Source organism: Parapedobacter flavus (assembly GCF_035818675.1).
Classification (GTDB): Bacteria; Bacteroidota; Bacteroidia; order Sphingobacteriales; family Sphingobacteriaceae; genus Parapedobacter; species Parapedobacter flavus.
The window spans coordinates 66,088-92,602 of record NZ_JAYKZZ010000007.1; the positions used below are offsets into that span (position 1 = coordinate 66,088).

25 protein-coding genes, 1 tRNA gene and 1 pseudogene are annotated in these 26,515 nt (G+C 48.8%); 14 read left to right on the forward strand and 13 right to left on the reverse strand.

What is annotated here, in order from left to right:
• Positions 1–109: 109 nt before the first annotated feature.
• Both U9S71_RS07125 and U9S71_RS07130 read right to left on the reverse strand, forming a co-directional pair.
• Positions 110–904, reverse strand: a complete 795-nt coding sequence (locus U9S71_RS07125) for a sulfite exporter TauE/SafE family protein (RefSeq protein ID WP_326326324.1) — start codon at positions 902–904, stop codon at positions 110–112.
• A 96-nt stretch (positions 905–1,000) separates the two neighbouring features.
• Positions 1,001–1,639, reverse strand: a complete 639-nt coding sequence (locus U9S71_RS07130) for a Crp/Fnr family transcriptional regulator (protein WP_326326326.1) — start codon at positions 1,637–1,639, stop codon at positions 1,001–1,003.
• Between the two features lie 409 nt (positions 1,640–2,048).
• On the opposite strand from U9S71_RS07130, the pseudogene U9S71_RS21005 reads away from it, so the two are divergent.
• Positions 2,049–2,585, forward strand: a pseudogene (locus U9S71_RS21005) (recombinase family protein); the annotation flags it as partial.
• Positions 2,586–2,756: 171 nt separating this feature from the next.
• On the opposite strand, the gene U9S71_RS07140 reads toward U9S71_RS21005, so the two are convergent.
• Together U9S71_RS07140 and U9S71_RS07145 are read right to left on the reverse strand one after the other, a co-directional pair.
• Complete coding sequence (locus U9S71_RS07140; RefSeq protein WP_326326328.1) at positions 2,757–3,050, reverse strand: hypothetical protein; 294 nt, start codon at positions 3,048–3,050, stop codon at positions 2,757–2,759.
• Positions 3,051–3,376: 326 nt separating this feature from the next.
• Positions 3,377–3,452 (reverse strand) — tRNA-Met (locus U9S71_RS07145).
• 80 nt (positions 3,453–3,532) lie between these two features.
• Here U9S71_RS07145 and era point away from each other — a divergent pair.
• From era to U9S71_RS07165, 4 genes are all read left to right on the forward strand, one after another.
• Complete coding sequence (gene era / locus U9S71_RS07150) at positions 3,533–4,411, forward strand: GTPase Era (protein ID WP_326326329.1); 879 nt, start codon at positions 3,533–3,535, stop codon at positions 4,409–4,411.
• Positions 4,412–4,529: 118 nt separating this feature from the next.
• Positions 4,530–5,210 carry a 30S ribosomal protein S16 gene (locus U9S71_RS07155; RefSeq protein WP_326326331.1) on the forward strand — a complete coding sequence of 227 codons (681 nt, stop codon included), beginning with the start codon at positions 4,530–4,532 and terminating at the stop codon, positions 5,208–5,210.
• 107 nt (positions 5,211–5,317) lie between these two features.
• Positions 5,318–5,839: a ribosome maturation factor RimM gene (rimM, locus tag U9S71_RS07160; protein ID WP_326326332.1), complete on the forward strand. Its 522-nt coding sequence runs from the start codon at positions 5,318–5,320 to the stop codon at positions 5,837–5,839.
• A gap of 76 nt (positions 5,840–5,915) precedes the next feature.
• Positions 5,916–6,872, forward strand: a complete 957-nt coding sequence (locus U9S71_RS07165; protein WP_326326334.1) for a methylenetetrahydrofolate reductase — start codon at positions 5,916–5,918, stop codon at positions 6,870–6,872.
• A gap of 11 nt (positions 6,873–6,883) precedes the next feature.
• Here the strand turns inward: U9S71_RS07165 and U9S71_RS07170 are convergent, their stop codons facing one another.
• On the reverse strand, positions 6,884–8,554 hold the full coding sequence (locus tag U9S71_RS07170; RefSeq protein WP_326326336.1) for a glutamine--tRNA ligase/YqeY domain fusion protein: 1,671 nt from the start codon (positions 8,552–8,554) through the stop codon (positions 6,884–6,886).
• A 168-nt stretch (positions 8,555–8,722) separates the two neighbouring features.
• On the opposite strand from U9S71_RS07170, the gene U9S71_RS07175 reads away from it, so the two are divergent.
• On the forward strand, positions 8,723–9,985 hold the full coding sequence (locus tag U9S71_RS07175; protein ID WP_326326337.1) for an FAD-dependent oxidoreductase: 1,263 nt from the start codon (positions 8,723–8,725) through the stop codon (positions 9,983–9,985).
• On the opposite strand, the gene U9S71_RS07180 is transcribed toward U9S71_RS07175, so the two are convergent.
• Complete coding sequence (locus tag U9S71_RS07180) at positions 9,986–10,459, reverse strand: Lrp/AsnC ligand binding domain-containing protein (protein WP_326326339.1); 474 nt, start codon at positions 10,457–10,459, stop codon at positions 9,986–9,988. It abuts the gene before it with no gap.
• Positions 10,460–10,641: 182 nt separating this feature from the next.
• On the opposite strand from U9S71_RS07180, the gene U9S71_RS07185 reads away from it, so the two are divergent.
• Positions 10,642–11,685: a hypothetical protein gene (locus U9S71_RS07185; RefSeq protein WP_326326606.1), complete on the forward strand. Its 1,044-nt coding sequence runs from the start codon at positions 10,642–10,644 to the stop codon at positions 11,683–11,685.
• Between the two features lie 4 nt (positions 11,686–11,689).
• On the opposite strand, the gene ruvC is transcribed toward U9S71_RS07185, so the two are convergent.
• Positions 11,690–12,256: a crossover junction endodeoxyribonuclease RuvC gene (gene ruvC / locus U9S71_RS07190; protein WP_326326608.1), complete on the reverse strand. Its 567-nt coding sequence runs from the start codon at positions 12,254–12,256 to the stop codon at positions 11,690–11,692.
• A gap of 131 nt (positions 12,257–12,387) precedes the next feature.
• A complete protein-coding gene (locus tag U9S71_RS07195) occupies positions 12,388–13,218 on the reverse strand; it encodes an energy transducer TonB (RefSeq protein ID WP_326326341.1) in 831 nt (276 codons plus the stop codon).
• A 175-nt stretch (positions 13,219–13,393) separates the two neighbouring features.
• On the opposite strand from U9S71_RS07195, the gene U9S71_RS07200 reads away from it, so the two are divergent.
• Together U9S71_RS07200 and U9S71_RS07205 are read left to right on the forward strand one after the other, a co-directional pair.
• Positions 13,394–14,368 carry a lysylphosphatidylglycerol synthase domain-containing protein gene (locus U9S71_RS07200; RefSeq protein ID WP_326326342.1) on the forward strand — a complete coding sequence of 325 codons (975 nt, stop codon included), beginning with the start codon at positions 13,394–13,396 and terminating at the stop codon, positions 14,366–14,368.
• Positions 14,349–15,488 carry a glycosyltransferase family 2 protein gene (locus tag U9S71_RS07205; RefSeq protein ID WP_326326344.1) on the forward strand — a complete coding sequence of 380 codons (1,140 nt, stop codon included), beginning with the start codon at positions 14,349–14,351 and terminating at the stop codon, positions 15,486–15,488. The genes U9S71_RS07200 and U9S71_RS07205 overlap by 20 nt, the downstream gene beginning before the upstream one ends.
• Here U9S71_RS07205 and U9S71_RS07210 read toward each other — a convergent pair.
• The 4 genes from U9S71_RS07210 to U9S71_RS07225 are packed head-to-tail and all read right to left on the reverse strand — an operon-like array spanning position 15,485 to position 18,333.
• Positions 15,485–16,219: a lysophospholipid acyltransferase family protein gene (locus tag U9S71_RS07210; protein WP_326326345.1), complete on the reverse strand. Its 735-nt coding sequence runs from the start codon at positions 16,217–16,219 to the stop codon at positions 15,485–15,487. The genes U9S71_RS07205 and U9S71_RS07210 overlap by 4 nt on opposite strands.
• 12 nt (positions 16,220–16,231) lie before the next feature.
• Positions 16,232–16,936 carry an SDR family NAD(P)-dependent oxidoreductase gene (locus U9S71_RS07215; RefSeq protein WP_326326347.1) on the reverse strand — a complete coding sequence of 235 codons (705 nt, stop codon included), beginning with the start codon at positions 16,934–16,936 and terminating at the stop codon, positions 16,232–16,234.
• 15 nt (positions 16,937–16,951) lie between these two features.
• Entirely contained in the window at positions 16,952–17,941 is a 990-nt protein-coding gene (locus U9S71_RS07220; RefSeq protein WP_326326348.1) for a lysylphosphatidylglycerol synthase transmembrane domain-containing protein, read from the reverse strand.
• A 56-nt stretch (positions 17,942–17,997) separates the two neighbouring features.
• Positions 17,998–18,333 carry a hypothetical protein gene (locus tag U9S71_RS07225; protein WP_326326350.1) on the reverse strand — a complete coding sequence of 112 codons (336 nt, stop codon included), beginning with the start codon at positions 18,331–18,333 and terminating at the stop codon, positions 17,998–18,000.
• Positions 18,334–18,485: 152 nt separating this feature from the next.
• On the opposite strand from U9S71_RS07225, the gene U9S71_RS07230 reads away from it, so the two are divergent.
• The 5 genes from U9S71_RS07230 (at position 18,486) to U9S71_RS07250 (ending at position 22,667) form a co-directional block, all read left to right on the forward strand.
• Positions 18,486–19,010 carry a hypothetical protein gene (locus U9S71_RS07230; protein WP_326326351.1) on the forward strand — a complete coding sequence of 175 codons (525 nt, stop codon included), beginning with the start codon at positions 18,486–18,488 and terminating at the stop codon, positions 19,008–19,010.
• Positions 19,011–19,043: 33 nt separating this feature from the next.
• Complete coding sequence (locus U9S71_RS07235) at positions 19,044–19,565, forward strand: DUF2911 domain-containing protein (protein ID WP_326326353.1); 522 nt, start codon at positions 19,044–19,046, stop codon at positions 19,563–19,565.
• 78 nt (positions 19,566–19,643) lie between these two features.
• Entirely contained in the window at positions 19,644–20,516 is an 873-nt protein-coding gene (rfbA, locus tag U9S71_RS07240) for a glucose-1-phosphate thymidylyltransferase RfbA (protein ID WP_326326355.1), read from the forward strand.
• 4 nt (positions 20,517–20,520) lie between these two features.
• Complete coding sequence (gene gmd / locus U9S71_RS07245; protein ID WP_326326357.1) at positions 20,521–21,639, forward strand: GDP-mannose 4,6-dehydratase; 1,119 nt, start codon at positions 20,521–20,523, stop codon at positions 21,637–21,639.
• 86 nt (positions 21,640–21,725) lie between these two features.
• Positions 21,726–22,667, forward strand: coding sequence for a DUF8428 domain-containing protein (locus U9S71_RS07250; protein WP_326326359.1), 942 nt, complete (start codon positions 21,726–21,728; stop codon positions 22,665–22,667).
• Positions 22,668–22,677: 10 nt separating this feature from the next.
• Here the strand turns inward: U9S71_RS07250 and U9S71_RS07255 are convergent, their stop codons facing one another.
• A complete protein-coding gene (locus U9S71_RS07255; protein WP_326326360.1) occupies positions 22,678–26,397 on the reverse strand; it encodes a sensor histidine kinase in 3,720 nt (1,239 codons plus the stop codon).
• Between the last annotated feature and the right edge of the window lie 118 nt (positions 26,398–26,515).

The window sequence follows — 26,515 nt, forward strand, 5'->3', positions numbered from 1 at the left end:
TTTCATTATACATGTTGTTTGTGAATTCGTATAAAATCGCGTCATTGTACAAAGATATCGATAGCAGCCGCCTCGATTCAGTGACTTCTGTCACGTTCGGCTATGATGGTTAAAGAAAAAGTTCGTTGATGAGGATATAGATGCTCATGAAAAGCACAAACCACCCAAACCCCTTTTGCAGCTTGTGACCGGATACCTTGCCGGAAATCCCGTTGCCTGCGTAAAACCCCAGGATGGCCAAGCCGGTAACGGCAATCAAAAACGGCCATTCGATAGGTATATTGACTACATCGCCGGTGAATCCAATGAGGGATTTGGCCGCGATAATCAACAAAGAAGTGCCAACCGCCTTTTTCATGGACAATTTGCCCAGCAGTACGAGAGCAGGAATGATAAGGAACCCGCCACCGGCGCCTACCAGACCGGTAAGTGTGCCGACCAGCATTCCTTCCAAAAGGATCATCGGATAATTATAGCGGATTTCAGCATCGTCCGCGCAGTCCTTACAAGGCCTTTTCCGGATCATGGAGATGGAAGCTGCAAACATCATTATGGCGAACAACAGCATGATAGCCATGGGTTTGCCAAAGGCAAAATCGCCGATGGTAAAGACGGTATCCGGGATTGCGGGAACCAGGTATTTGCGCGTGGCGTATACAGCTGCAATGGCGGGAGTGCCGAATAGGAAGGCCGTCTTGATGTCCACCAAACCCTTGCGGTATTTGGGCCATGCACCTACGAGACTAGTAGCCCCCACAATGAATAGCGAATAGGCGGTAGCCGTAATGGGCGGGAGTCCAAAAAGATAGACCAATACAGGTAGGGTGAGTATGGAGCCGCCGCCACCGATAAGGCCCAGGGCAATGCCAATAAACAATGAAGCGAAATAACCGACAATTTCCATTTTTGCGACTGTTGAAAGTAACTACCGCAAAGGTCGGTCATGGTAAAGCCTATGGTCGGTGACCACGGTCACACGGTTCATAGGAAATTGTCACAATCAATCCAGTAGTTGAATGGAGTTGCGTTGGAGGATTACGCTGCCGTGCTGTTCCATCTTTTTGAGCAGCCGGGAGATTACTTCCCTAGAAGAACTTAAGTCGCGCGCAATTTGTTGGTGGGTAATATACAGTTCATTGGAACCCTGCTGTCTGCTAAGCTTTTCTAGGTGGTATTCCAGCCGTTCGTCCATGCTTTCGAACGCGATGTGATCGATGACCTCCAGCAATTCCTCAAAGCGGGAACGGTAGGTTTCCAGGACAAAATAATACCATGTCTTATAGTCCCGCATCAGACCGTCCATCATCGCAATCGGAACCAACAGTGCCGTTGTGTCTTCGACGGCAGTGGCCAGCACTTCGCTTTTTTCCTGTTTGGTGGCGCATATAATTGATAGTGCACATGCACTGCCCGGTTCCAAATGGTAAACGAAAAACTCACCTCCGTCGTCCCCTTGCCGGTATACTTTGACGAGTCCCTCAACAATCAGCATAGTGGATTTGAAATACTGTCCGGTCTGTATCAACTGCTCGCCGGCAGCGAAGGTTTTAAGCTTGCACTGCTCGGTCAATGTATATTTCAGGTCTTTTTCAAACTGATTGAAATGCCGATCCAGAAAAGTTTTTACGGTCGTTTGCATTGTTAAGGGATCAATTGATAATGCTTGTATGCGGAATATCGCCAATCAATTATTGATACAAAAGAACGGTTAATCAATTGTATTAACAAATGCTTGATGGACGCATGATGTCGGAAACGCCCACTTAATTTAACAGGCATGTGGCTGAAGAAAATGCCCGTCAACACCGACGGTCCTTTGGCAGTAGGTTGAATATACCCAGCATGATCCAGTGGCGGATGGTTGTTTTTTCTACCAGGTGGACCATGTCACCAAAATTTGATCTAATAACGTAGCCAGCGTTAAGCAAACAAACCGTCCGCTTATACAAACACCTTGCCCTTTACGATGTTTAACCGATCTTGCTTTTCCATGTGTTTCATGGTCCGGATAAAGTGCTGAAACAGACGAGCGGAAACAGTTCACGGCCATGATTTCCTTCGTGAAGAAGTATAGAGGTAAGATATCCTACATCCTTGTGTACAGCCTTGAGCGCTTCTCGCGCAATGATAATTCTATCTGGCTCACTAATGAGCTGAGGAAACTAGGCATTGAAATTGTCTCCGTAACGCAGCCCATCGATACTTCTAATGCATCCGGACAAATGCAGCAGAAGATGCTTTTTTTGTTCGGCGAGTTCGACAACCAGCTGCGTAGACAGAAGTGCATGGCAGGTATAAGGGAGATGCTCCTTCGCGGAGACTGGCCAACCAAACCACCTCTCGGTTACGATATCATCCGGCAACACGGTAAGCGCAAGATTGTCGCCAATGCCAAGGGTCGGCTCATCCGGCAGGCATTCGAATGGAAAGCCTATGATAACCTCTCCACGGAGAGTGTTAGGGCAAAGCTTGCCGAAAAAGGGTTTAAGGTCGGCAAACAACATATGTCCAATATCCTGCGGAACCCGTTTTATTGCGGCCTGATGGCGCACAACATGCTGGAAGGTAAGGTGGTGGAAGGTAATCACGAAAGACTGATATCTCGGGAAGTATTCCTGAAGGTGAACGGCCTGCTGAAAGAAAACCATCAAGGATACACCGTCAAAGAGGAAAACGCCAATATCCCGCTCAAGCGATTTCTGATTTGCGATCATTGCGGAAAGCCCCTCCGCGGCTATATTGTCCAGAAAAAGAATCTACACTATTACAAATGCTGCACAAAAGCCTGCAATAACAACAAAAGCGCAAAGGTTCTCAACAGCCTTTTTGAAAGGATCCTGGACGCGTTTAAAATCGATAGGGCAACGGATGTTATTGATCTGATAAAGCAGCAGACCGTGGCCGTATTCAATCAGTTGACCGCCGGTAAGCAAGATGACTACCAACATCTGCAGCAACAGCACCGGGAAATCGTAATCAAGATCAATAGACTCGAGGAGAGATATATCGAAGAGGAAGTAGGGGGTGAACTGTACCACAAATACCATCAACGATACAACGATGAAAGGAAAGAAATAGAGGAAAAACTGATGACGCTGTCCCGGCAGGTGTCGAACCTTGATGATAGCATCGGATTCGTTATCAAATTCGCCCTTGAATTGCCTTTAAAGTGGGTTTCTGCCGATTATAACACCAAGCAGCGCATCCAGTTTTTACTCTTCCCTCAAGGCATTAGGTACAGTAAGAAAACAGATGAAAGTCGAACCTCGAGAATAAATTTGTTGTTTTTGTATATTGCTTATTTTCAGCAAATTACAACAAAAAAAGAAAAGAGGCATACCAGAACTGGGTCTGAATTTTGCCTCTTTTTCCACTTTGGTAGCGGGGATTGGACTCGAACCAATGACCTTCGGGTTATGAGCCCGACGAGCTACCAACTGCTCCACCCCGCACTGTTTTTTTCAATTCTTTTTCCGAATTGGACTGCAAAGATATAATTTGTTTCTTTGCAAAGCAAATTAGATTTAAAAAAATGCCCTATAAAGCAGGTTTCGTCAGCATTATCGGAAAGCCCAATGCGGGTAAGTCTACCCTAATGAACGCATTAGTCGGCGAGAAGATGTCAATCATCACCCCCAAGGCCCAGACCACCCGGCATCGTATTATCGGTATCGTCAACGATCCCGACTATCAAATTGTGTTTTCAGACACGCCTGGCGTAATCAAACCGGCCTACACGCTGCAGACATCCATGATGAGTGCGGTGCAGGGTTCTTTGATCGATGCCGATATCATCCTGCTGGTTACCGATATACACGAACGATACGATGAGAGCGAAATCATCGAGAAACTGAAGAAAACAGAATCGCCGGTTGCCGTGCTGATCAATAAAATCGACAAGTCCACGGCAGAGGAAGTGAAAAGTAAAATTGCCTATTGGCAAGAGACGGTGTCTCCTAAGGTAACGCTAGCCATATCTGCGTTGCACGATCACAACATCCAAGCGGTAATGCAATTTATCCTCGACCATCTGCCCGAGCACCCGCCGTATTATGAGAAGGATGCTCTTACTGACAAGAATGAGCGGTTTTTTGTGTCGGAAATCGTCCGTGAGAAAGTGTTCAAATTGTATGAGAAGGAGATTCCATACAGCACCGAGGTAGTCATCACCGCATTTAAGGAAGAGCAATACGTCACACGTATCAGCGGAGAAATTATTGTCGAGCGCGATTCGCAGAAGAACATCATCATTGGCAAGGGTGGCAGTATGATCAAGAAAGTAGGGACCTATGCGCGGCAAGATATCGAGGAGTTCCTGCAAAGGAAGGTGTTTTTGGAGCTTTTCGTGAAAGTGATTCCCGATTGGCGGAAAAAGGACAATTACCTGAGGCGGTTTGGTTATGAGCGATAGGGTGCTATCAAAAAAATAACATACGTAGGGCGCTTAGTTATCAAATAATTAATTACCTTTGCAGCCCCGCAGCATAAGGCTACCGGGAACTATGTTGGATACATAATTAATAAAAAGAATGGCAGTTAAAATAAGATTGCAAAGACACGGTAAAAAGGGAAGGCCTTTTTATCACGTAATAGTAGCCGACTCGCGTTCACCGCGCGATGGTAAATTTATCGAGCGTATTGGTTCTTATAACCCCAACACGAATCCAGCAACCATCGATTTGAATTTCGATAAGGCTCTTGATTGGTTGGATAAAGGTGCGCAGCCTACGGATACTACCCGTGCGATTCTATCGTACAAAGGGGTGCTTTATAAAAAGCATTTGTTGGGCGGTGTGAAGAAAGGCGCTTTTGATGAAGCCGCTGCTGACGCCAAATTTGAGGAATGGCTGAAAGCTAAAGGGGAAAAAATACAAGGCAAGGAAGAAAGCTTAGCCCAAACGCAAGCGGAAGTTAAGAAAGCTGCATTGGCTGCCGAAGCGAAGCGCAAAGCGGCCGTAGCTGCCGCTGTAGCTGCGAAAAACACGCCACCTGCAGAAGAAGCTCCAGAAGCTGAGGAAGCTGCTGCCGAAGAGGCTGTCGCTGAAACGGCACCAGCGGAAGAAACGGTTGTGTCTGAGGCTCCTGCTGCGGAAGCAACCGAAGCTGCTGCGGAAGAAGCGGATGCACCTGAAGCAACCGAAGCTGCTACCGAACCCGAAGCTGCTGCCGAAGAGGCCGCTGCCGACGAAGAAAAGAAAGCGGGAGAGTAGAAGTTTACTCATCGAGCATGGAGAAGGCCGCTCTGGAGGGAGATCAAATCCACCCCGAGCGGCTTTTTGTTTTTTGGCCAATAAAAGCAAGTTAACGGCGTGGCATAATGGAAATCACCGACCACTTTTATATTGGATACATCAGTAAAACCCGCGGACTGAAAGGCGAGGTGCAGCTGTTTTTTGAGTTTGACGACTACAAAAGCCTGGAACTGGATGTATTGTTTCTGCAAGTGGGTGGTAAGCTGGTGCCTTACTTTGTAGAACGCTCGAATGTATTGCCCAACCGTACGGCCTACTTGTTTTTTGAGGATGTAGACCATATCGATGCTGCGAAGGGGTTGGTCCGAAAACCGGTTTACCTGCCCAATGACAAATTTCCCGAACGGGACCCCGACGATTTCCGCCTGACCGATTTGAAGGGGTTTGTGGTGGTCGATAAAACGTATGGCACACTGGGTGAGATCATCGAAGTGCACCAATACCCCCAACAGTACGTAGCTGCAGTCATCCATCAAGAGAAAGAGGTGTTATTTCCACTAACCGATGCGTGGTTGTTATCAATCGATAGAACGAACAACATCCTCGAGGTAGATCTACCCGACGGCCTCATCGACATTTACTCATAAAATCCACGCGATAAATTCACTTTGCTTTAAAGAAGAATTTGGCTAAGTTTGGCGGCTATTTAATAAGGGTTAGTGTATGAAAATAAGCGAACACATTAAAAATGCCAAGGGGAAGACCCTCTACTCATTTGAGATACTACCGCCCATAAAAGGACAGAGTATACAGTCTATTTTTAATGCCATTGACCCTTTGATGGAGTTCGCACCTCCTTTCATCGACGTTACCTACCTGCGCGAGGATTACATTTATAAACAACATTCCAATGGGCTGTTGGAAAAGGTAGCCTACCGGAAGCGGCCAAGTACCGTGGCCACCTGCGCTGCCATTATGAATAAGTACAAGGTCGATGCCGTGCCTCACCTCATCTGTGGTGGGTTTACCAAAGAGGAAACGGAGAATGCCCTTATTGACTTGCAGTTTCTAGGTATTGACAATGTATTGGTGCTACGGGGCGATGCACGTAAAAGCGACAACTCCTTTATCCCCACCCCCGGAGGCCATGCGTACGCTTCGGACCTACTGCAGCACGTGGTAAATCTGAATAACGGCCGATACCTCCACGAAGACCTGGAAAACTCGGAAAAAACCGACTTCTGCATCGGCGTGGCTGGATATCCGGAAAAGCATTTTGAGTCGCCAAACCTGGCTACCGACTTCAACTACTTAAAAAAGAAAATAGATCTGGGAGCCGACTTTATCGTTACCCAGATGTTTTTCGACAACAGTAAATATAAAGCGTTCGTTGACAAATGCCGGGCACACGATATCCATATACCCATCATTCCGGGGTTAAAGCCACTTACCAATAGCAAGCAGCTGGTCAGCCTTCCCAAGATTTTCCACCTCGATATCCCGTTGGAGCTGAGCGAGGCCGTACACGCGTGCAAATCGGAAAAGGAAGTGCGTGATGTCGGGGTTGAATGGATGATCCACCAGTGCAAGGAACTCAAGGCGATGGACGCGCCGGTATTACATTTCTATACCATGGGCAATCCGGGGCCAACTAAACGAATTATAGAGGCGGTTTTTTAAACCGCCGCTCTTTATTTCTTATTCACTTCCTTTGCCCACGTGTCCCGCAGCGTTACCGTCCGGTTAAATACCAGCTTACTGGGTGTTGACTTGCTGTCGAGCGTGAAATAACCTTTTCGGATGAACTGATAGCCTTTTCCTGGGATTGCATGCAGTAAATCGGGCTCCACATACGCGTTTTCGATGACGTGCAGGCTTTCTGGGTTGATGGTTGCCCGAAAGTCTTCTTCGGCTGCTGGATTTTCTACATTGAACAAGCGGTCGTATAACCGCACTTCAACGGTTTTGGCGTGGGGTACACTCACCCAATGGATCGTTCCCTTTACCTTGATGCCGCTGGTGTCTTCACCGCTCTTGGATTCGGGGATATACGTACAGTGGATTTCGGTGACATTGCCTTCCGCATCCTTCAGAAAGTCCTCACATTTGACAATATAAGCATGTTTCAGCCGAACCATCAATCCCGGGCCCAGCCGGAAGAATTTCTTGGGCGCGTTTTCCATGAAGTCTTCCCGCTCAATCCACAACGTGTTGCTGAAGGGGATGCTACGGTTGCCCTCGCCATCGTCGACCTCGGGATTGTTTTCGCCGGTCAAAATTTCCTCCTTCCCTTCAGGGTAGTTGGTGATAACGAGCTTAATGGGGTCGAGCACCGCCATCCGGCGCCATGCCGTTTTGTTGAGATCCTCGCGGATACAGAATTCCAGTAATCCCACATCGATGATGTTTTCGCGTTTGGCTACGCCGATGCGATCGCAGAAATTGCGGATACTTGCCGGTGTATACCCCCGGCGACGCAATCCGCTGATGGTGGGCATGCGGGGGTCGTCCCAACTTTCTACATATTTCTCATTCACCAACTGGAGCAACTTCCGTTTGCTCATCACTGTATAGTTCAGATTAAGCCGTGCAAATTCGTACTGCTTGGACGGGAAGATTTCTAATTTTTCAATGAGCCAGTCGTAGAGCGGCCGGTGGGGCACAAATTCGAGGGTGCAGACCGAGTGCGTGATCTGCTCAATCGAATCACTTTGCCCGTGTGCAAAATCATACATCGGGTAGATACACCATTTATCGCCCGTGCGATGGTGATGCGCGTGTTTGATGCGGTATAGCAACGGGTCGCGCAAGTGCATGTTGGGGTTAGCCAGATCGATTTTGGCCCGCAGTACTTTTGCCCCGTCGCTGTATTTTCCATCACGCATTTCCTCCAGCAGGCGCAGGTTCTCGTCCACGCTACGGTCGCGGTAGGGTGTGGGTCTGCCGGGCTCGGTGGGTGTGCCCTTGGCGGCAGCAATGGCTTCCGGCGAACTGTCGTCCACATAGGCCAGCCCATTTTTTATGAGTTTGACGGCAAAATCGTACAATGTATCGAAGTAGTCGGAAGTGTATAATTCTTCCGCCCATTCAAATCCGAGCCATTTGATGTCGTTTTTTATACTTTCTACGTATGCCGTTTCTTCGGTTACCGGGTTCGTGTCGTCGAAGCGCAGGTTTGTTTTTCCGCCGTATTTTTGGGCCAATCCGAAATTGAGTACAATGGATTTGGCATGACCGATATGCAGGTAACCATTCGGTTCGGGCGGGAAACGGGTAAGTACCCGGCCGTTGTGTTTGCCGCTCTGGATATCTTTCTCGATGATTTCTTCTATGAAATTGAGGGACTTTTCTTCATTTTCCATGGCGCAAAGGTAGCTGTTTTGGTCGAAAGTAAGGCATGGCCAAACGTGGAGGGTATAGTGATAAAAGCAAAAAAATAAACCTTACTGAAGCAATTATGTCTAATTTTACGTCTCTCTTAAAAACAAGCAGGTATGGTTAAATGGTACGCGCTCTTTTGTTGGTTTTTGATGATCCCTTTTTTGGGAAATGCGCAGCGCAAGCGGCCGCAGGTATTGGTATATGGTTACGGGGCGGATGCTTATGCAGCAGCGGTCCAGTCGGCCATGTCGAATTTAAATACCGTTTGGGTGGTCAATGGCGATCGGATCATGCCCGAATTGACCTCGGAGTTCATTTCGCTGACGAATAATGCCCATCTGGATGCGGGGATTTGGGCTAACCTCTTAGCGGGAACCAAAAAGGAAAAGCCGAGCGATTCGCTATTGGCTGTCGTGAAGCGGCGAATAAACCCGCAGCTGGTCCAGAATGCCGTAGACAGTATACTGAAATCGTTCAGTAACCTAACGGTCATCGAAGGGAGCACCCTCCGTTCGGTAAAGAAATCGGGTAAAAACTGGCGCGTGGAACTGGATGACCGAAGCCGTTTCAAGATACGCGCCGTGGTCGATGCGTCTACCGATGCACAGCTGTACCGCATGGCGTATGCCACGGTAGACAGCTTCCGTGTCCGAAAAGATATTCCGGCCGATTATTTCCAGTCGGTACCTTATAGGGGGCTTGCCCGCACGGGGGTAGCGGTTGGCGAGCGGGATGGGCACGGGTACACGCTGCCATTGGGAGCGCTGGTGCCTGCAGGTGAAGAAAACCTGTTTTTGACCCGGTATATACCTGCGGTACAGCAGCTAACTACCGGCGCCGAAACCGATATTCCGTTGTTGATGCATGTAGGACAGGCGGTTGGTGCAGCGGCAGCATATACGGCGTTTTTTAAAACGACACCGGATAAGCTAGACGCCCGCAGTGTGCAAGGCGAGTTGTTGCAGTATGGGGCACGGCTGATGCCGTTTGTGGATGTGCCGTTGGAAAATCCACATTTCGATGCCATCCAACGGGTCGGCGCCACTGGCCTGTTGCTCGGTAAGGTAGGTGAAGATGGGCAGCTCCATTTTCACGGCGAGGCCGCGGTCACTGCTAACGAGGTGCAGCCCGTGCTCAATGACCTGTTTTCGAGGAGCCAGATTTGGTTTATTAACCACGGTGACGTCGATACCCTCACCATGGCCGACTTGTTCAGCTATATCAAGTTTGTGGGTCAACGGGGAGACGAACTGGAAGAGCAGGTGGAAAAATACTGGAAACGCCGATACCATTTCGAAGGCGAATATGATGAAAAGCAGCAAGCCACACGAGCGCATGTGGCGGTATTGCTCGATGCCTACTGCGACCCGTTCGATGTGAAAGTGGGGCTGGATGGTTCCATCCAGCGATAGCTAAGTTAGACTGATTTGCCGTTTTATACTCTCTTCCAAGGAGATGATCGTTTCGGTCCTTTGTATACCTTTTACGGCCTGTATGTCTTCATTGAGTACTTTTCGTAGATGGGTGGTGTCGCGGCACACGATTTTGGCAAACATACTGTAGGTACCGGTGCAGTAGTGCAGCTCAACGACCTCTTTCACTTGTTTCAATTGTTCCACAGCGTGGTTGTATTGCGAGCCTTTTTCGAGGTAAATGCCAAGGAATGCGGTGATATCGAAGCCGATTTTCTGGGGGTTGATGATCAGGTTGGACCCCCGTATAATGCCTAGCTCTTCCATCTTTTTCATGCGCACGTGGATGGTGCCGCCAGAAACAATCAGTTTTTTTGCGATTTCGGTGTAGGGTATGGATGCGTTGTTCATCAAAATAGACAAGATCTGGGTGTCTAAGTTATCTAGCTCGTAATTGTCGTTCCGTTTTTCCATAATTGTTGCGGTAATTAGCTCAAATTGTTTTTTGGGTATTTGTTCAATTTAACGTTATAATAGGTGTTTGTTGCCAATTCTTCAAAATTAGGCACTAAATTCCGATTATTTATGAAAATATTTCAATTTGTTAATGCGACGCGTCAAAACCGTATCTTTACCTAGCACAAGTTGCTTCATTCATACATATGGAAGACGTCAAGATTTCGCGGAAAAAGCCGGTATATGCCGTTACCCCGTCATTGCGCAAATACCTGCGCCATTACGAACGGGAGGCACGTATGCCCATCGGTTATGATCATCTGCTCGATTTTTACGAGACGTTACCGGTAATTGATAAGCATGGCCGCGATACCTTATGGGAAACCCCTATCTATCCGCCACATGTTCAGGAAAACTTATATAACGGACTGAAAATCATTTACGCGGAGCTGAAGGCATCGGGCAATACCCGCATTGTGGAGCATAAATACATCGACCGTGTTGAATACTGCGCTTTTGGCAACACGCACCCGTTCCGGATACGGATTGTGAACCGGCTGAATGATGTGTATGATTACTTCTACGTAAAGCAGGCCGATGCCTCGCGCATATATGGGTTGGAGTTGGAACAGATCATATCGCCCAACACCGTGAATTACCTGGTGGGGGGGCAGACCCTTGTGGAAGAACATATCGTGGGGATACCCGGAGATGTTTTTACGAAGTCGCTGATGCATAATCCGGACTATAACCCCAAGCGGATCGCCAAGGAGTTCGTGAAGTTTAACGAACGGTGTATCATTACCTTGCTGGGCGATATGCGATCCTATAATTTCGTGGTGCAGATTACGCCCGATTTTGATGATTTTCAATTCCGTATCCGGGCCATCGATTTTGACCAGCAGTTTTATGAGGGCAATCCCAAAATATATATGCCCCAATACTTCAAAGACAACCTAGCTTATGTACAGTTGTGTATGGAGCATTTGACCGACCGTACGGCACTCCAATACCAACAGGAAGAGCGATCATCTATTGTGCACCGGGTGCGCAGTGAGCGCCATCGCATCGCCGCTTTGCGCGATGTTTCGAACACGGAAGAGCTTTCTACTCCTGAGAACGTAAAGCAGTTGAGGGAAGGGTATGCCGCCTACTACGACAACGACCAATACCTGAAATGCCATACCATGACCGATATCATCGAACTCAATATAAAGAATGTCATCAGGCAGGTGAAACTTTAAAGCGTCACTTTAGTCGGTCGGTATTGTCTTTTACAAACGCCGCCCATCCGGAGTAGTTACCTTTTGAGCCGGCCATCCGTTGGTTTTGGAAGGCGTGGCATACGGCGGCCGCCAGTCCGTCGGTGGCATCTAAAAATTGGGGGGTCTCGTCAAATTTAAGCAGGGTCTTCAGCATGGCGGCCACTTGTTCTTTGGTGGCGTTCCCATTGCCGGTAACGGATTGCTTGATTTTTCGGGGCGCGTATTCGAAGATGGGGATGTTGTTATTCAAGGCTGCCGCCATGGCGACGCCCTGTGCACGGCCCAGCTTCAGCATAACTTGTATGTTTTTGCCATAAAAGGGAGCTTCCAATGCCATGCAATCGGGTTGATACTGTTCAATCAGCACACTTATTTTCTCAAAAATACGCTGCAATTTGAGCGCGTGGTCGTCCAAGTGGTCCAATTTGATGACGCCGAGATTGATCAGCGACAGCTGCTTGCCGACTTCTTTGACGATACCATATCCCAGAATGGCGGTACCCGGGTCAATGCCCAAAATAATCCGTTCGGTCGTTGCCGCTTTTTGCATCATGCAATATTAGGACTTTTCTGTACAATTTACGGGTTGTTTGCAATTATTACACCCTTATATTGCTGTACAGCGCTGCAAATCAACGACCCGCCACTGGGGGTCGTTGATGATTTTAACAAACCCCAGGGTCACTGGCTGAGGTCGAGCGCAATGGGTAACGTGTAGGCCACGCGGACTTCGCGGCCGTTCTGGACGCCGGGTGTCCACCGGGGCGATGCTTTTAGCAACCGCACAGCCTCGTCACCTGTGCCGAATTTAAGGTCGCGCACAATCCGGATATCGGTAAGCGAGCCGTCGCGCTCTACAATAAACGAGAGGATGATTTTGCCTTTCACGCCCGATTCGACCGCCCGAGCAGGGTATCGATAGTTTTTCTGTACATAGTTAAGAAACGCTTCGATGCCGCCCGGAAAGGCCGGTTCGATCTCTACAGAGACAAAGGGGTCGTTTCCCGTGCCCGCCGTTTCCGTAATCATGGCATCGCCATCAGCATGGCCCGCAGGTATGTCGATATGGATATCCGCTCCGGGGTCGCCCGTGATGGTTTCCGGCCCGGGGTTAGCCAGCTTGAGTGTTTCGGTCGACGGCGGGTCTTCTGTAACCCGATTTGCGCTAACCACCACCGGCGGCGGCATACGGACTTGACTTGTGCGGGGTAGCGGTCGCTCCGCTGCCGGCGGCTCGGGAAGCGACTTGTCAATAGGCGGCGGTGGCGTCAGCTCGATAACGGTTGTTTTTTCAAGCGGCTTTACATACGCCGACGTGCCGGGGGAGCGTTGTTGGTGAATAAGCGGGGCCCATAGAAGCACGACAAAGGCGGTTGATGCGATAAACAATGCGACGGCGGCGCTTTTGGACGCGTCGCGGCGTAGCACGTAAGCGCCATATCGCTTATTTCGCCCCTCGAAAATGATATCCAGCCAAATCTGGCCAAAAATATCCTGCTTTGGATAATTCATAACGATTAAGATTAGTGAACAAAAAAAGAAACAAACGGCCGTTATGTTTTATCCAACAGGAAGCCAAATACTTCCCGTTTTACTATGGATGCGTTTCGCGAGTCAATTCCATAAACCATTCCATTGGGAATGGAACAGATAAATTAGTAACATTGCACGCTAGAATCATTCGGGTTTGACGAACAAAACAAAGAAGACGCTGGGCATTGTACTGAAGGTTGCCATTTTGGTCTCGGTGGCCTGGGTGCTCTATCAAAAGCTCAATGACCACCAAAACCTGAAAGCGTTTGAGCGGCTGATGCATAACCTGGGTACCCACACGGTGGTGACTACCTTGTCTGTAGTTGTGGTGCTGATGTTTGCTAACTGGCTGTTGGAGGTGGTGAAGTGGCAGTACCTGTGCCGCCCTATTGAGCGGATAAGCTTCTGGCGGGCTACGCAATCGGTTTTCTGCGGATTATCGTGGGCCGTTTTTACGCCGAACCGTATTGGTGAGTATGGCGGGCGCGTGATGTTTCTGCAGCCCCGCAAGCGGATTTTTGGCGTTGTAGCCATGGGTGTGGGGGCGTTGGCCCAATTGGTGCTGACAAGCGTAGCGGGTTCGCTCAGCATTGCGTGGTTTGTTAACCAGTTTTTTGAAGTAAGCACCCTCGGCGGTATGGCCATCTGGCTATTGGCCGGCCTGTATGCGGGCTTTTTCCTAATGCTGTATTTTAACGTGCGCTGGATTAACAGTTGGATGCAGCGGATGAAGTTCCTGCGCAAATTCCATCGCTTTTTTGAGATTCTGACCCGTTATGACCGGGGCGAACTCACCATTGTGTTTCTAAACTCACTTGCCCGATTTGTTATCTTTACATCGCAATATTGTATCCTGATGTTGGTCATTATCCCCGACATCGCGTTCCTGCCCATGCTGCTGCTTATTTTCATCCTGTTTTTTGTACAGGCCGCTTTGCCTACGCTCGACTTGTTTGACTTCGGTGTACGCAGCGTTACAGCCAGTTATTTGTATGCGCATATTACCGATCAGGATATCGCGGTGATGGCAATCGCTTCTTGTGTTTGGTTTATTAACCTTATATTGCCCGCCATTTTGGGATCTGTGTTTGTCTTAAAAATAAATTTCTTTGGCGACGCAACTAATTAGCATCGCATTAGCTGTATTCACCGGAATATATGCGGTGCTGGTATGTTACATGCGGGCAGGGTGGTCCGCTTTACCGTTCGTCGCCAAGAAGGGAGTTCCGAAAACGAAGGTAAGTGTGCTGATTGCGGCACGCAACGAAGCGGCGAATATCGGCCGTACCCTCTCGGATATCGTGGCTCAGGATTTTCCGAAAGAGCTGCTTGAGGTTATTGTGGTAGACGACCACTCCACGGACGATACAGCTGCGGTGGTGCGCTCATTCGCCGAACAGGGCGTGAAACTCTTGAAGCTTAACGAGTCGGAACCATTGAATTCTTACAAGAAAAAGGCAATTTCCTTAGCTATCGAGAAAGCAACGGGCGACTTCATTGTAACCACCGATGCCGACTGCCGGATGGAGAAGGATTGGCTGGCGACGGTCATTACCTTTGCTGAAGAAAAAGGGCATGTGTTGGTTTCCTCGCCGGTGGTGTACTCCCAGCAAAAGGGGGTTTTTGAAGAACTGCAAACACTGGAGTTTCTATACCTTATTGGCCTTGGTGCCGCTGGTATTGGAAAAAAGCACGCTTCGACCTGCAACGGTGCTAATCTTGCATACCGGCGCGATATCTTCTACGAGCTGGGAGGGTTTAATGGTATCGACCACCTCGCATCGGGGGATGACGAACTGTTTTTACATAAAGTTGCCGGGAAATACCCGGATCGGATAGGGTTTTGCAAATCGAGGGCGGCGATCGTATATACCGATGCAAAAAGTACCCTCGGAGGATTCATCAACCAGCGGCGGCGGTGGGCATCCAAAAGTACGCACTATAAAAACAAAGGGATTGTGGCGTTGGGCTTGGCGATCTGGACGTTCAACCTCTTACTGTTGGTTACGGGGCTGGCCCCGCTCTTTTTCGACGTTGGCCGTGATGCTGTGACTGGATTTCTTATCGCCGTAACCTTGAAATTGACGGTGGAAGCATTCTTCCTATATCCCCTGTGCCGGTTTGCCAACCGGGTAGATTTATTGATTTACCTGCCCGTGTTAACCCTCCTACATATCATTTACATCGTTTATATCGGTATCGCGGGCAATTTGGGCAAATACCAGTGGAAAGGACGGCGGGTCAATTAGTTCGTTATCTTTCCCCTGATTTTCGCTTCAGCTTCCGCGACCACATCTTCCGCATTGCGGCCTTGGGGCTCAATAGGGTCTAGCACTTCCCACGACATCCGCGTGAACGTATTGAGGGGAAAAAAGCCGTAACGGACCATTTGCCAGGAATGGTTGATGACAATAGGTACTACAAGTACCTGTGGCACTTTTTTCAATATGGTAGCAATACCACCCACATTGAACGGCTTGACGATGCCCGTTTTGGCCCGCGTTCCTTCCGGAAAGATAAAAGCCGACCAATTTTTGGTTTTCATGTTACTGGCCAACTTCAGTATTTCGGCAATGGATTGTTTGGGGTCTTTCCGATCGATGTTTGCCGCACCGCCATGGCGCAGATTGAACGATATGCTGGGTATCCCTTTCGCCAACTCGATTTTGGAAATGAATTTGCCGTGGTGTTTGCGTAAGAAAAAAATCAGCGGCGGGATATCATACATGCTTTGGTGGTTGGCCACGAAAAGGATGGGTCTACCGACCGGCAAGTTCTGCCGGTTAATAAACGTTACCGTGTTTCCCAATACGTAATAGGTAGAAAGCAGGCAGAGGTTTAGCGCCTCCACGCACCGCATGTGGGCACGATACCCACCCAGTTTGAGGCAAAGCCATTGGATAGGGTGGAACACGGTAATGATGATGCCGAATAGCAGGTAAAAAATAGGGGAGAGGATGTAGCCGGTGAATTTTCTCATGGATTAATGGTTTCACGGAGTCGTTACCGCGACAGGTAATATTTTGCCATTGAAAAGCCGATGGCCGGTGAGTGCAAATTGGGCGATATAAGCCCCCATCTCCTGCGCGGTGACAGGCGATTGATATTGGGGGAACGCATTGGCCAACATTTCTGTTTGGGCCGAACCTAAGGCCAAACAGTTTATTTTGATCGCTTGGCCTTCAAGTTCCATGGCTAAACATTCTGTAAGTGCGTGCAGCGCGGCCTTGCTAGCTGAATAGGCTGCCAGGCCGGGAAACTTGGCGCTCCCCTGGAATCCGCCCATGCTGCCGATGTTGACAATATGACCATTCCGTGGCATCAGCGGTAATACGTGCTTTATCATACCTACGTGACCTAGCAAATTACCTTCCAACATCGCTGAAAAGTCCTTTATGGACGTGTTTTCAAAGGATTTGTTGACAAGTACACCCGCGTTGTTGATCAACGTATCCACTTGTCCGAGCGTTTCATACACATAAGGAAGGAACTCCTTTTCATAATCGCCGTGAATGATGTCAAAAACCAGGGCATGAATCGAAGCGTTGGGGAATTGCTTACGTGCCGTTTCTTGCATTTTTTCCAACCCATCCCGCGAACGAGCAACAGCGACCACGCGGTGCCCTGCCTGGGCCAGCGCCAATGCCGTTTCGAAGCCGATACCTTTACTTGCACCCGTAATTACAATAGTTGCCATACTGTTTATATTGATTCAATTATTCTCATCATTATCCAAACGCTCCAAGTCGGCGGCTGTAGCCTCAGGGAGCTTGTCTTCGCCCAATCCTTGCGGGCGGAAAATAAAGTATGCCCCCGTAGCGGCTAACAGGGCAGAGGTTAAATAGAACAATAAGCTGATAAGGAGCGCAAGGTTTTTGTCTAAGTTGAAGTAAGCTGCGCCAAACACGAATACCATTTCGCGCGCCCCAAGCCCACCAACCGTAAAGGGCACTACCGCGACCAACGACGACACGAGAAACATCAATAAATAAGGTGCGAATTTGCCTTCGAAACCCAGCGCATAAAGCAAGAAAATCGCACAGATTACCTGCATCGACTGTACGCCCAACGCTTTGAGGTGGGTGCGGAAAAAACGTTTGCTGTAGTCGGAAAAGTATCGATGTATAATGCTATAATATACAATCGACCCGATAATGACAACAACGATAGGAACTTGGCTTGGGATCTGGAGGTGCGGGATGAAAATGACCAGTGCTGCAGTAATTAAGCACAAAGCCCATAGTCCGCTTAGTCGATCAAAGAATACGGCTGAAAGGAGTTTGCGGCCTTTTACCTCAAACTTGCGACGGAGGAAATAAATCTTGTAACCGTCGCCACCAACTCCGCCCGGCAGGAAAAGATTATAAAATAGCCCCAGTAGGTACAGCCTGAAATTGTACCGCTCGGAGAGGGCCAGGCCCACGCCTTTGAAAAATCCGTTGAGACGCGAAGAAGCAATCACGATCGAACATCCGTACGCCACGAAGGCGAGGGCCAGAAAAATGGGATTGGAGCCGGAGATGGTTTGCCCAATAAATTGCCAGAAGCTGAGCGGGTACTTGTCAGACCCCGCCTTGCTGTTTTCGATTGCTTGTTCGCGATAATCGGCCTCCACCTTGCTGAATACCCAGTATAATGCCACGGCGGTAATGCAGACCTTCAAAACGGTCTTCGATATTCGCCATATTTGCTTTTTTGTCATGGAAGGCTAGTAAAAGCCTCAAAGGTAAAAAAAGGCAGCGATTATCGGGCCATGCATTAGCCGAAGATAATGGGATAGAGCCGCACATACACCAGCATGACGTATACGATAAGGAGTGCAGCGTTCAGGGAAAGCATCCAGTTGAGGTCCGTTTTCTGGTATTTACTACGGAGCGTGAGGAAAAGCAGTACCAGAAAACTAGTAAAAAGGAGTCCGGGGAATATAAGAGCCCACTTGTTTTCGATATATACGAATGTTTCACTGTATGATCGAGTGGTTTCCTGTTCGAGAACTACGGGTGCAAAAGCAAATAAGAGAAGCAAAATGAATAGCCGAACCAGTATTTTTGCCGTAAATTGACTGATGGTATGGTTTTTGGACTGGATTGCCATGCGCAGTGGATCACTTTTTTGTAAACAAACATACGTGAATATCTCTTATGGCGCATAAAAATAATTCATTTTATAGCTGAATCCTTTATCTTTACATCATGATAAGGCTTGGGTAAAGCTTGATTTTGTAATCCATTAGTTAGTTTAATACCATGAATAAAACGTTATTTTTCTTCGTAGCCCTTGTATCGGCCTCTTTTTTATTAACTTCTTGTACAGCCAAGCAAGGTGCGGTAGACGGCGCACCGTCCGCGGCATCGTGGCGAAAAGGGGTAAAAGGCCAATGGGTATTATACTCGGTAGATAAGGAAAATTTTCCCACCGCATATAGTGTGAAGACCATCTTTGAAGAGGCTCCCGCCGAATGTTTTATCGGCAGTGTATGGAATTTACCCAATAATGGGAAAGGTAGCATCACATTCGATGCCGAAGGGACGCTTTGCGCACCTGGAGCCGTGCGGAACATTGTATGGTCCGTTTATAATCCGGGTAAGGGCAATGGAGAACCCAAATTCCAGTTCAAGAAGATTTATCCCGGCGATAAGCCGAGCAACGTGACCGCCGGGTACCGGTTAGACTTGTCGTATGCCGACACGGATCAGTTAACGATGCGGATGCCGTTGGATTTGGATGGCCAGACGGGGTATTTAGTGTTCAATTTCGAACGCCTCCAATAAGAATAATTGTGGTACTATGTAAATAAAAACGTTATGAGAGCAATCCTATTATCCCTGTTGGCGGTAATGACCCTGTCTACCGTCACTATTGCACAGCAAGATAAAAGCAAACGGGCTAGTCCGCCGGACAGCACTACCGTAACGACCGATGACGGTATAACGATTGACATCCATTACAGTAAGCCTTCGGTGAAGGGCCGCGAAATCGGTGTTGAGATTGCGCCTTTCGGCAAGGTTTGGCGCACGGGCGCCAATGAGGCCACCACCTTTGAGGTAAATAAAGACGTATTGGTGCAGGGACAGCCCCTGGCTGCCGGAAAATATAGCCTCTATTCCATCCCCGGCAAAGAGAAGGTTACCCTTATTTTCAATAAGACCTGGGACCAATGGGGTACGCGCTACAACGAAAAGCAGGACGTGTTGCGCGTAGATGCAACACCTTCACAGGCTGCGGGGGATTCGGTGGAACAGTTCACCATTACCGGAGATAAGGACGGTACAGTAACCCTACGGTGGGGTCTGTATACTGTTCCATTCTCGGTCGTGGCACCATAGCCGCGATCTTTCACCTTTTTGGGGCAGTTCGTTTAAAAATTGATAGCTTTGCCTTTCTGTTTATTAGAAGGATAAAAAGTGAAAGGTATTATTTTGGCCGGAGGGTCCGGCACACGGCTACATCCATTGACGCTGGCTGTAAGCAAGCAGTTGATGCCGGTTTACGATAAACCGATGATTTACTACCCTCTCTCTACCCTGATGCTGGCAGGCATCCGCGAGGTACTGATTATCTCGACGCCACACGACCTGCCTGCTTTTCGTAAGTTGTTGGGCGATGGGTCTCAGCTTGGTTGTTCGTTTTCTTATAAAGTGCAGGAGGAGCCCAATGGGCTCGCCCAAGCCTTTGTAATCGGCGAAGACTTTATAGGCAATGATAAAGTAGCACTGATACTGGGTGATAATATTTTCCACGGCGAGGGGCTGTCGCGTTTGCTGCAGCAGAGTGCCGATTCGGAGGGCGGAGTGGTCTTCGCTTATCCGGTTTCCGATCCCGAGCGATATGGCGTGGTCGAGTTTGATGACGACCACCGTGTCGTATCCATAGAAGAAAAGCCATCGCAGCCCAAATCCAATTATGCCGTGCCTGGATTATACTTTTACGATAATTCTGTGGTTGACATCGCCAAGCGTATCCAGCCATCACCGCGCGGTGAATATGAGATAACCGATGTAAATAAAGTCTACCTCAACCAGGGTCGATTGAAAGTAGGGATTTTCAGCCGCGGCACCGCATGGTTAGACACGGGTACCTTTGCCTCCTTGATGCAAGCCGGTCAGTTTGTGCAGGTTATCGAGGAACGGCAGGGGCTGAAAATCGGTTGCATTGAAGAAGTGGCCTACCGTATGGGCTATATCGATGCGGCGCAGCTCGATGCTATTGCTCGTCCGCTTTTGAAAAGCGGGTATGGACAGTATCTTTTAAAATCAGTATTGAAACAACATCATTGACCGCATGGCTAAGACCGCATTAATTACGGGCATAACCGGGCAAGATGGTGCCTATCTGGCCGAGCTCCTTCTTGAAAAGGGGTATATCGTTCATGGGGTGAAGCGCCGAAGCTCGCTGTTCAATACAGACCGCATTGATCATTTGTACCAAGATCCACACGAGTCCAACCGTCATTTCACCTTGCATTATGGCGACCTTACCGATGCTGCCAACCTGATCCGTATTGTACAGGAAACACAGCCCGACGAAATCTATAACCTGGCCGCTCAAAGCCATGTGAAAGTGAGCTTCGATACGCCCGAGTACACGGCAAATGCCGATGGGTTGGGTACCTTGCGGCTATTGGAAGCTATTCGCCTGCTAGGCCTTGGTAGCCGATGCCGTTTTTACCAAGCGGCAACCTCCGAATTATATGGGCTGGTACAGGAAGTGCCGCAAAACGAGCAGACCCCCTTTTATCCACGTAGCCCCTATGCGGTTGCCAAGTTATACGCCTACTGGATTACCGTCAATTACCGTGAGGCCTATCAACTCTATGCTTGTAACGGTATATTGTTTAACCATGAGAGCCCAATCCGGGGTGAGACATTTGTAACGCGAAAAATTACTCGGGCAGTTGCCCGCATTGCACTGGGGTTGCAGGACAAGCTTTTCCTCGGTAACCTGTCGGCACAGCGCGACTGGGGTCATGCGAAAGATTATGTTGAGGCGATGTGGCTCATGCTGCAACAGGAGAAGGCCGAAGATTATGTGGTAGCTACAGGCATTACCACCACCGTGCGCGACTTCGTACGGCTCAGTTTTGCCGAATTGGGCATCGACGTTGAGTTCAGCGGGAAAGGCGAGCGTGAAAAAGGGGTAATTATCGATGTTGACGAATCGCAGCTCGCCGCGCTGGGCATCGATACCGCAGGCATCAAGCTTGGACAAACCGTGGTGAAGGTAGATCCCACCTACTTCAGGCCCACTGAAGTGGATATGTTAATCGGCGACGCAGCCAAAGCCCAACGCCAACTCGGTTGGAAGCCGAAGTATGATCTTGAGGCGTTGGTAAAAGACATGGTACATGCCGACCTTCGGCTGATGCACAAAGAAGAATACCTGCGTAAAGGCGGTTTTTAACGCGTTTGGATTAGGCGGTGCATGTTGGAACAATTTTTGCATTGTGTTGCATGGCTGTGTTAGCGGCGGTTTTTGGTCTATAAACCATGCAAGAAATACATACGATGCAAGAGAAAGGCACCGAATCCGTTCCGGAAGAATCGAGAAAGGATTCCACCAAGATTTACTTCTTTGTGGTAGCTATTGCTGCGCTGCTTGCAACCAATGTATATTTTTACGTTAAGTACAAAACCACGGACGATAAGGTTTATGAGCTCACGGATGAAAAAGTGAGCATGGAAGCTGAAATAGACCGTATCGAAGCGGAGCTGGACCGGCTGACGGATGATAACATTGAACTTAATGCCGCGCTAAAAAGTGCCCAAGATAGTGTGCGGTCTACGATCGCGACACTGCGGGCGGAATTGGCCCAAAGTAATCTCACGCGCGAGCAGTTGGGTAAAGCGCAGCAGGAAATCAACCAACTGAAGCAACAGGTATCCAGCTACATGCATGAAGTTGAATTGCTCCGCAATCGAAATGCCCAGTTAGTCTCAGAACGGGATGAGCTGAAGGAAGAGATATCGACATCTTCTGACCGCCTGGCCGAGCTCGAGGCGCAACACACCGATTTGGTCGGTATGGTGAAGCTGGCTTCGGCTATCAAGGTTTCGAGCATATCCATCAACGGTATACGGCAACGTAGTAACGATAGGGAGAGCGTAGAAGCACGTGCGCGTCGGGTAGATGAATTCCGGATCGATTTTACACTGGCGGACAATCCGCTGGCCGAAATCGGTGACCATGATGTCTATATGCGTGTTATTGACCCTAATGGTAACCTGCGAATCGCCGAAGATTATGGGCTTTTTGAAGTAGATGGCAGGCAGATGCAGTATACCTACAAAACAACGATAGGTTTTAAGAACGATGGTGCTGCCTATACCATCGACTGGGCTGATACCCGGGGCTTCCAGAAAGGAACCTATACCATTCTACTTTATGCCGATAACGCAGTAATGGGGCAAAGCAGCGTTGTATTGAAATAACCTTGCCGGATCAGACCACCGAATGCTGCGGGTTTATCGATGGAATGCGTAAGTAGAACGTCGTTCCCTTCCCTACAAAAGTTTCGTACCTGATGCTGCCCCCCATTCCCTCTAGTGCCTGTTTGACGAATGCCAGACCCAACCCGGTGCCTGAGCTTTTTGTGGTGAAATTGGGCTGGAACAACTTCTCCCGCGCTTCGGGGTTAATACCTTCGCCATTATCCTGAATCGCTATGGCAACGTAATGGTCTGCGTCATAACTGACCGCAATATTGATTTGGCACCGCCGTTTGGTAATGGCCGCCTCAATCGAGTTTTTGATTAAATTGTTGAAAGACCTCAGCAATTGGTCGCGGTCGCCCTGTATGGTGATGGCGCTTTCGCCGCAGGCGTTTGTCATCGTAATCCGTACACCCACATTATTGCGAAATACTTCGGCCGCTTTAGCCAGGATGTCTAACACATCCACCTCCTTGAGCTGCGTATCGGGCATCTTAGCAAATTCCGAAAACTCGGACGCGATAAGGGAAAGGCTGTCGATCTGTTCAATGAACGACTCACTGAATTTTTCAAAGCGTTCTTCAAATCTGAGGTCTTTTTCCTTCCAGGAGCGCTCCAGCTGCTGGATGCCGAGCTTCAGTGGCGTTAGCGGGTTTTTGATTTCATGGGCTACCTGTTTGGCCATTTCGCGCCAAGCCGATTCGCGCTCAGAGCGCATAATAGTGTTGGCACTCTGCTCGAGTGCAACGATCATCAGGTTATACTCTTTGATAAGGCTGCCGATTTCGTCGTGCCGTTTCCAGAAGATAGGTTCGTTGGGCTGTCCAATGCTAGTCTTGGCGAGGCTTCGCTGTACCAGCGCAAGCGGTGCGGTAATTTTGTTGGCCACAAACACGGCGAATAGACCGAGTACGAGAATAACCAAGGCGTAGATGTTGATGAGGGTATTGAGCAGAAGACCTACATTCTGGTCAAATTCTTTCCGGTAGCTGTAATGGGGTAAGCTGAGGAAAGCCACAGCCTCGTATTCGTCGTTTCTGATAGGCGCATATGCAGCGATAAAATTCAATCCGCCAATGTGCTCGTGTTGTAAAAATTCAGATCGCTGGTACCGGGCCATATGTAACCAAGCGCGCGGTTGCATGTAGCGCGAAAGGAGGCGGAGGTCATAAATACGCGGCTGCGTGGAATAGATCAGCTGTCCATCTGTGTCGTAAAGATTAAGGTCGGCTGCAACAGACTCGGCGATGGTGTTGAACTGTTCATCTGCCGACAAGCCCCTGTTCAGGTCAAGCTCCCTGAGCCAACGAGATTCCAGCCGGGAGGCGATGTCTACCACATATTGCAGCACTCCATTTTCCTGTTGTTTTCTAAACTGGCTACTGATGCTGAAGAACGTAATAATGCCGGCGACAATCAAAGTGGTGACCACCGCTACAACCATAAATGTTTGGATACGCGTACTGTACAATATTCTGTTCGAAAGGATGAGGAAACTCCATCGGAGGTTACGCAAACTGAAATCATTGCTATTGAGCGTCAGCACCAGCCAACGTGCGATGAATGCGAGCATGGCGAATAGCAGGAACACGAGGAAGACAAACGATAGCCCCGCCAATTGCATCCAACTGCTGCGTTGTGGGCTGCTTACCACAATCAAGGTGCGACTATTGGGGCGGCGCATCATATGCTCGTAGTTGCCGTCGGTGCCCAACGAGATAAACTTGCGTTGTTCCGTTGGATAGGCGTCTGCGGATAGCGGGTAAACATAGTCGCCATATTGGCTAACTAAATTGCCGTGCCGGTAAAAGGCGTAAGAATACCCGGCAATCAATTCCGTTTGCTGTTGGTCGATTCTGCTATCGGCGAGAATATCCGGGTAGGAGGCTAGCTGGCTGAAAGAGCGGTTTTGCAACTCGATGAGCAAGATGCCCAGTAGTTCGCCGTCTTCCTGTACCGGCAATTGGGCAAAGTATTCAAAATTGCCGAATCGGCTGTTTCCGCGGTAGAAGTTTTCGGAGACCTTAATGGCGCCCGAAATGACCTTTTCCCGGTAGGTTTGTCGTTTACGGGTGGAGCTGTTACCAATGGGCACCCAGTCTGTATTGTATTCGTTTGCCACAAATTCATAGCGCGAGAGGTATCCGCTTAAGTAGGTCCTTTTCAGGTGTTCGTTGAGCAACTCGCGGTTTTCGTTCCGAGGCCTTTTGAAATAATCGATGAGGGTGGGGTCCTTCACGATTTCTTTTTCCAAATCGTGGAAAAGTGCAATGGCATTTGCGTCATCAACGGCCTCCAATCGGGAAATGGCAATTTTTTGCTTTTCCTCTTTTTTGTAGCGTTGAAACTGGCCGTGTTTTATCGCCGTAATGGAGGCCAGTAGCAACAACGAAGCAATAAATACCGCTAAATCAAACCGGCGCTCCCGCTTAATATACCATGCCCGCAATCCAATCAATGTGCTCAATAAGATGAAGGTAAGGGGTGGGCTGCTGAAGGAGAAGCCATCCAAGCAGATGAGTACTCCGGCAATAACCACTACCGCTATCCCGATAAGAAGCAGCCGTTTCTGATTGGGGATGAGGGCGTGTGCGGCGGCTACCAGCAAATCGATGAGCAGCATGAGCGACATCATGCTCAAGCACAGTGCGAATATGCCAATCCAGCTGTAAAAGCTGAGATCCAGTATATTGGTTACGTCAAAATTGATATCCGAATTGGTCACCAATCCCGAAAACACATTAGTCATCGCATGGCTGACGCCATAAATCACAGCGCCGAGGATAAAGATGATCAAGACGCTCCCTACTTTGGTGCGCCCCGCAGCAGGGAAGTGTAGCTGTTTCCTGAAGGTGTATAGGTAGCCGATGAACCAAGTAAATGCGATGATATTGAGTAAGAGTCCGCCTAGATGGGGAAAGAGGAAGCTGGAAGCGAAATTACGCGAATCGAATAGCCCCGTATAAAAATGAGAAGACAGCCAACCGTAGCTGAGATCCAAATAGCGGATGCAGGCCAAACAACACCCAAACAATACCACCGAGGACCAGACCCACCCTTGTCTGCCCAACCATATGCACATGATATTGAGCAAAAGCACCACGGAGAGCCCAGCGAGCATCCACATGGCCAGTTCCAGCTTGGAAAAAAAAGTGTCGTGGCGACCTTCGCTCAGCTTCACCGAAAAAAGGTACTCGCCGGTAATGCTTCTGATGTTATAGATCAAGTGGTCGTTGTAGTCGGCAATCTCCAGGTTATCGGTTTCAATTAGGTTTTTCGAAAATCGGTCTTGCAGGTATTCATTGTTCTTTTGGAAATTGGATTTTATCGGGATCAGAAATAATACCGAGAAGTTGCCCGAACTTTTTTTGACCGCCTCGTACCAACCGTTTCCGGTTTTGATAATGGCCACGCCGTCGGTGATGCCGGCATCGGTTTTTGGAACAGATTTGTCTGTACCCCAAATAGCCAGTTCACTGTTTACGTAAATAAATGGATAGATGTCATGCTGTTCCACGAAGAAATCGAGTATTTCCTCGGCCTGCTTTACATCGGTCTCCATTGTTTTGAGCGTCTGGAAGCGGCTGGTGTCGTTCAGGAAGTCGAATACGATCTGCTCTTTTTTGTGGAGGTTGTTTTGGATGTGCCTACCATCGAGGAGCAGGATTTCCTCTTCATTAAATGTGAGGTTTATGGTGACGGCGGTGCCTATGAAGCATAACGTCAACATCAACAATAATAGCCGTATTTTGACAACCGTACTCACCGTTTATAGCTGCTAATTTACATAAAAATAGAAACCCCCACAATATTACGCAATTGTGGGGGTCCCGGAGAAGAAATAAGCG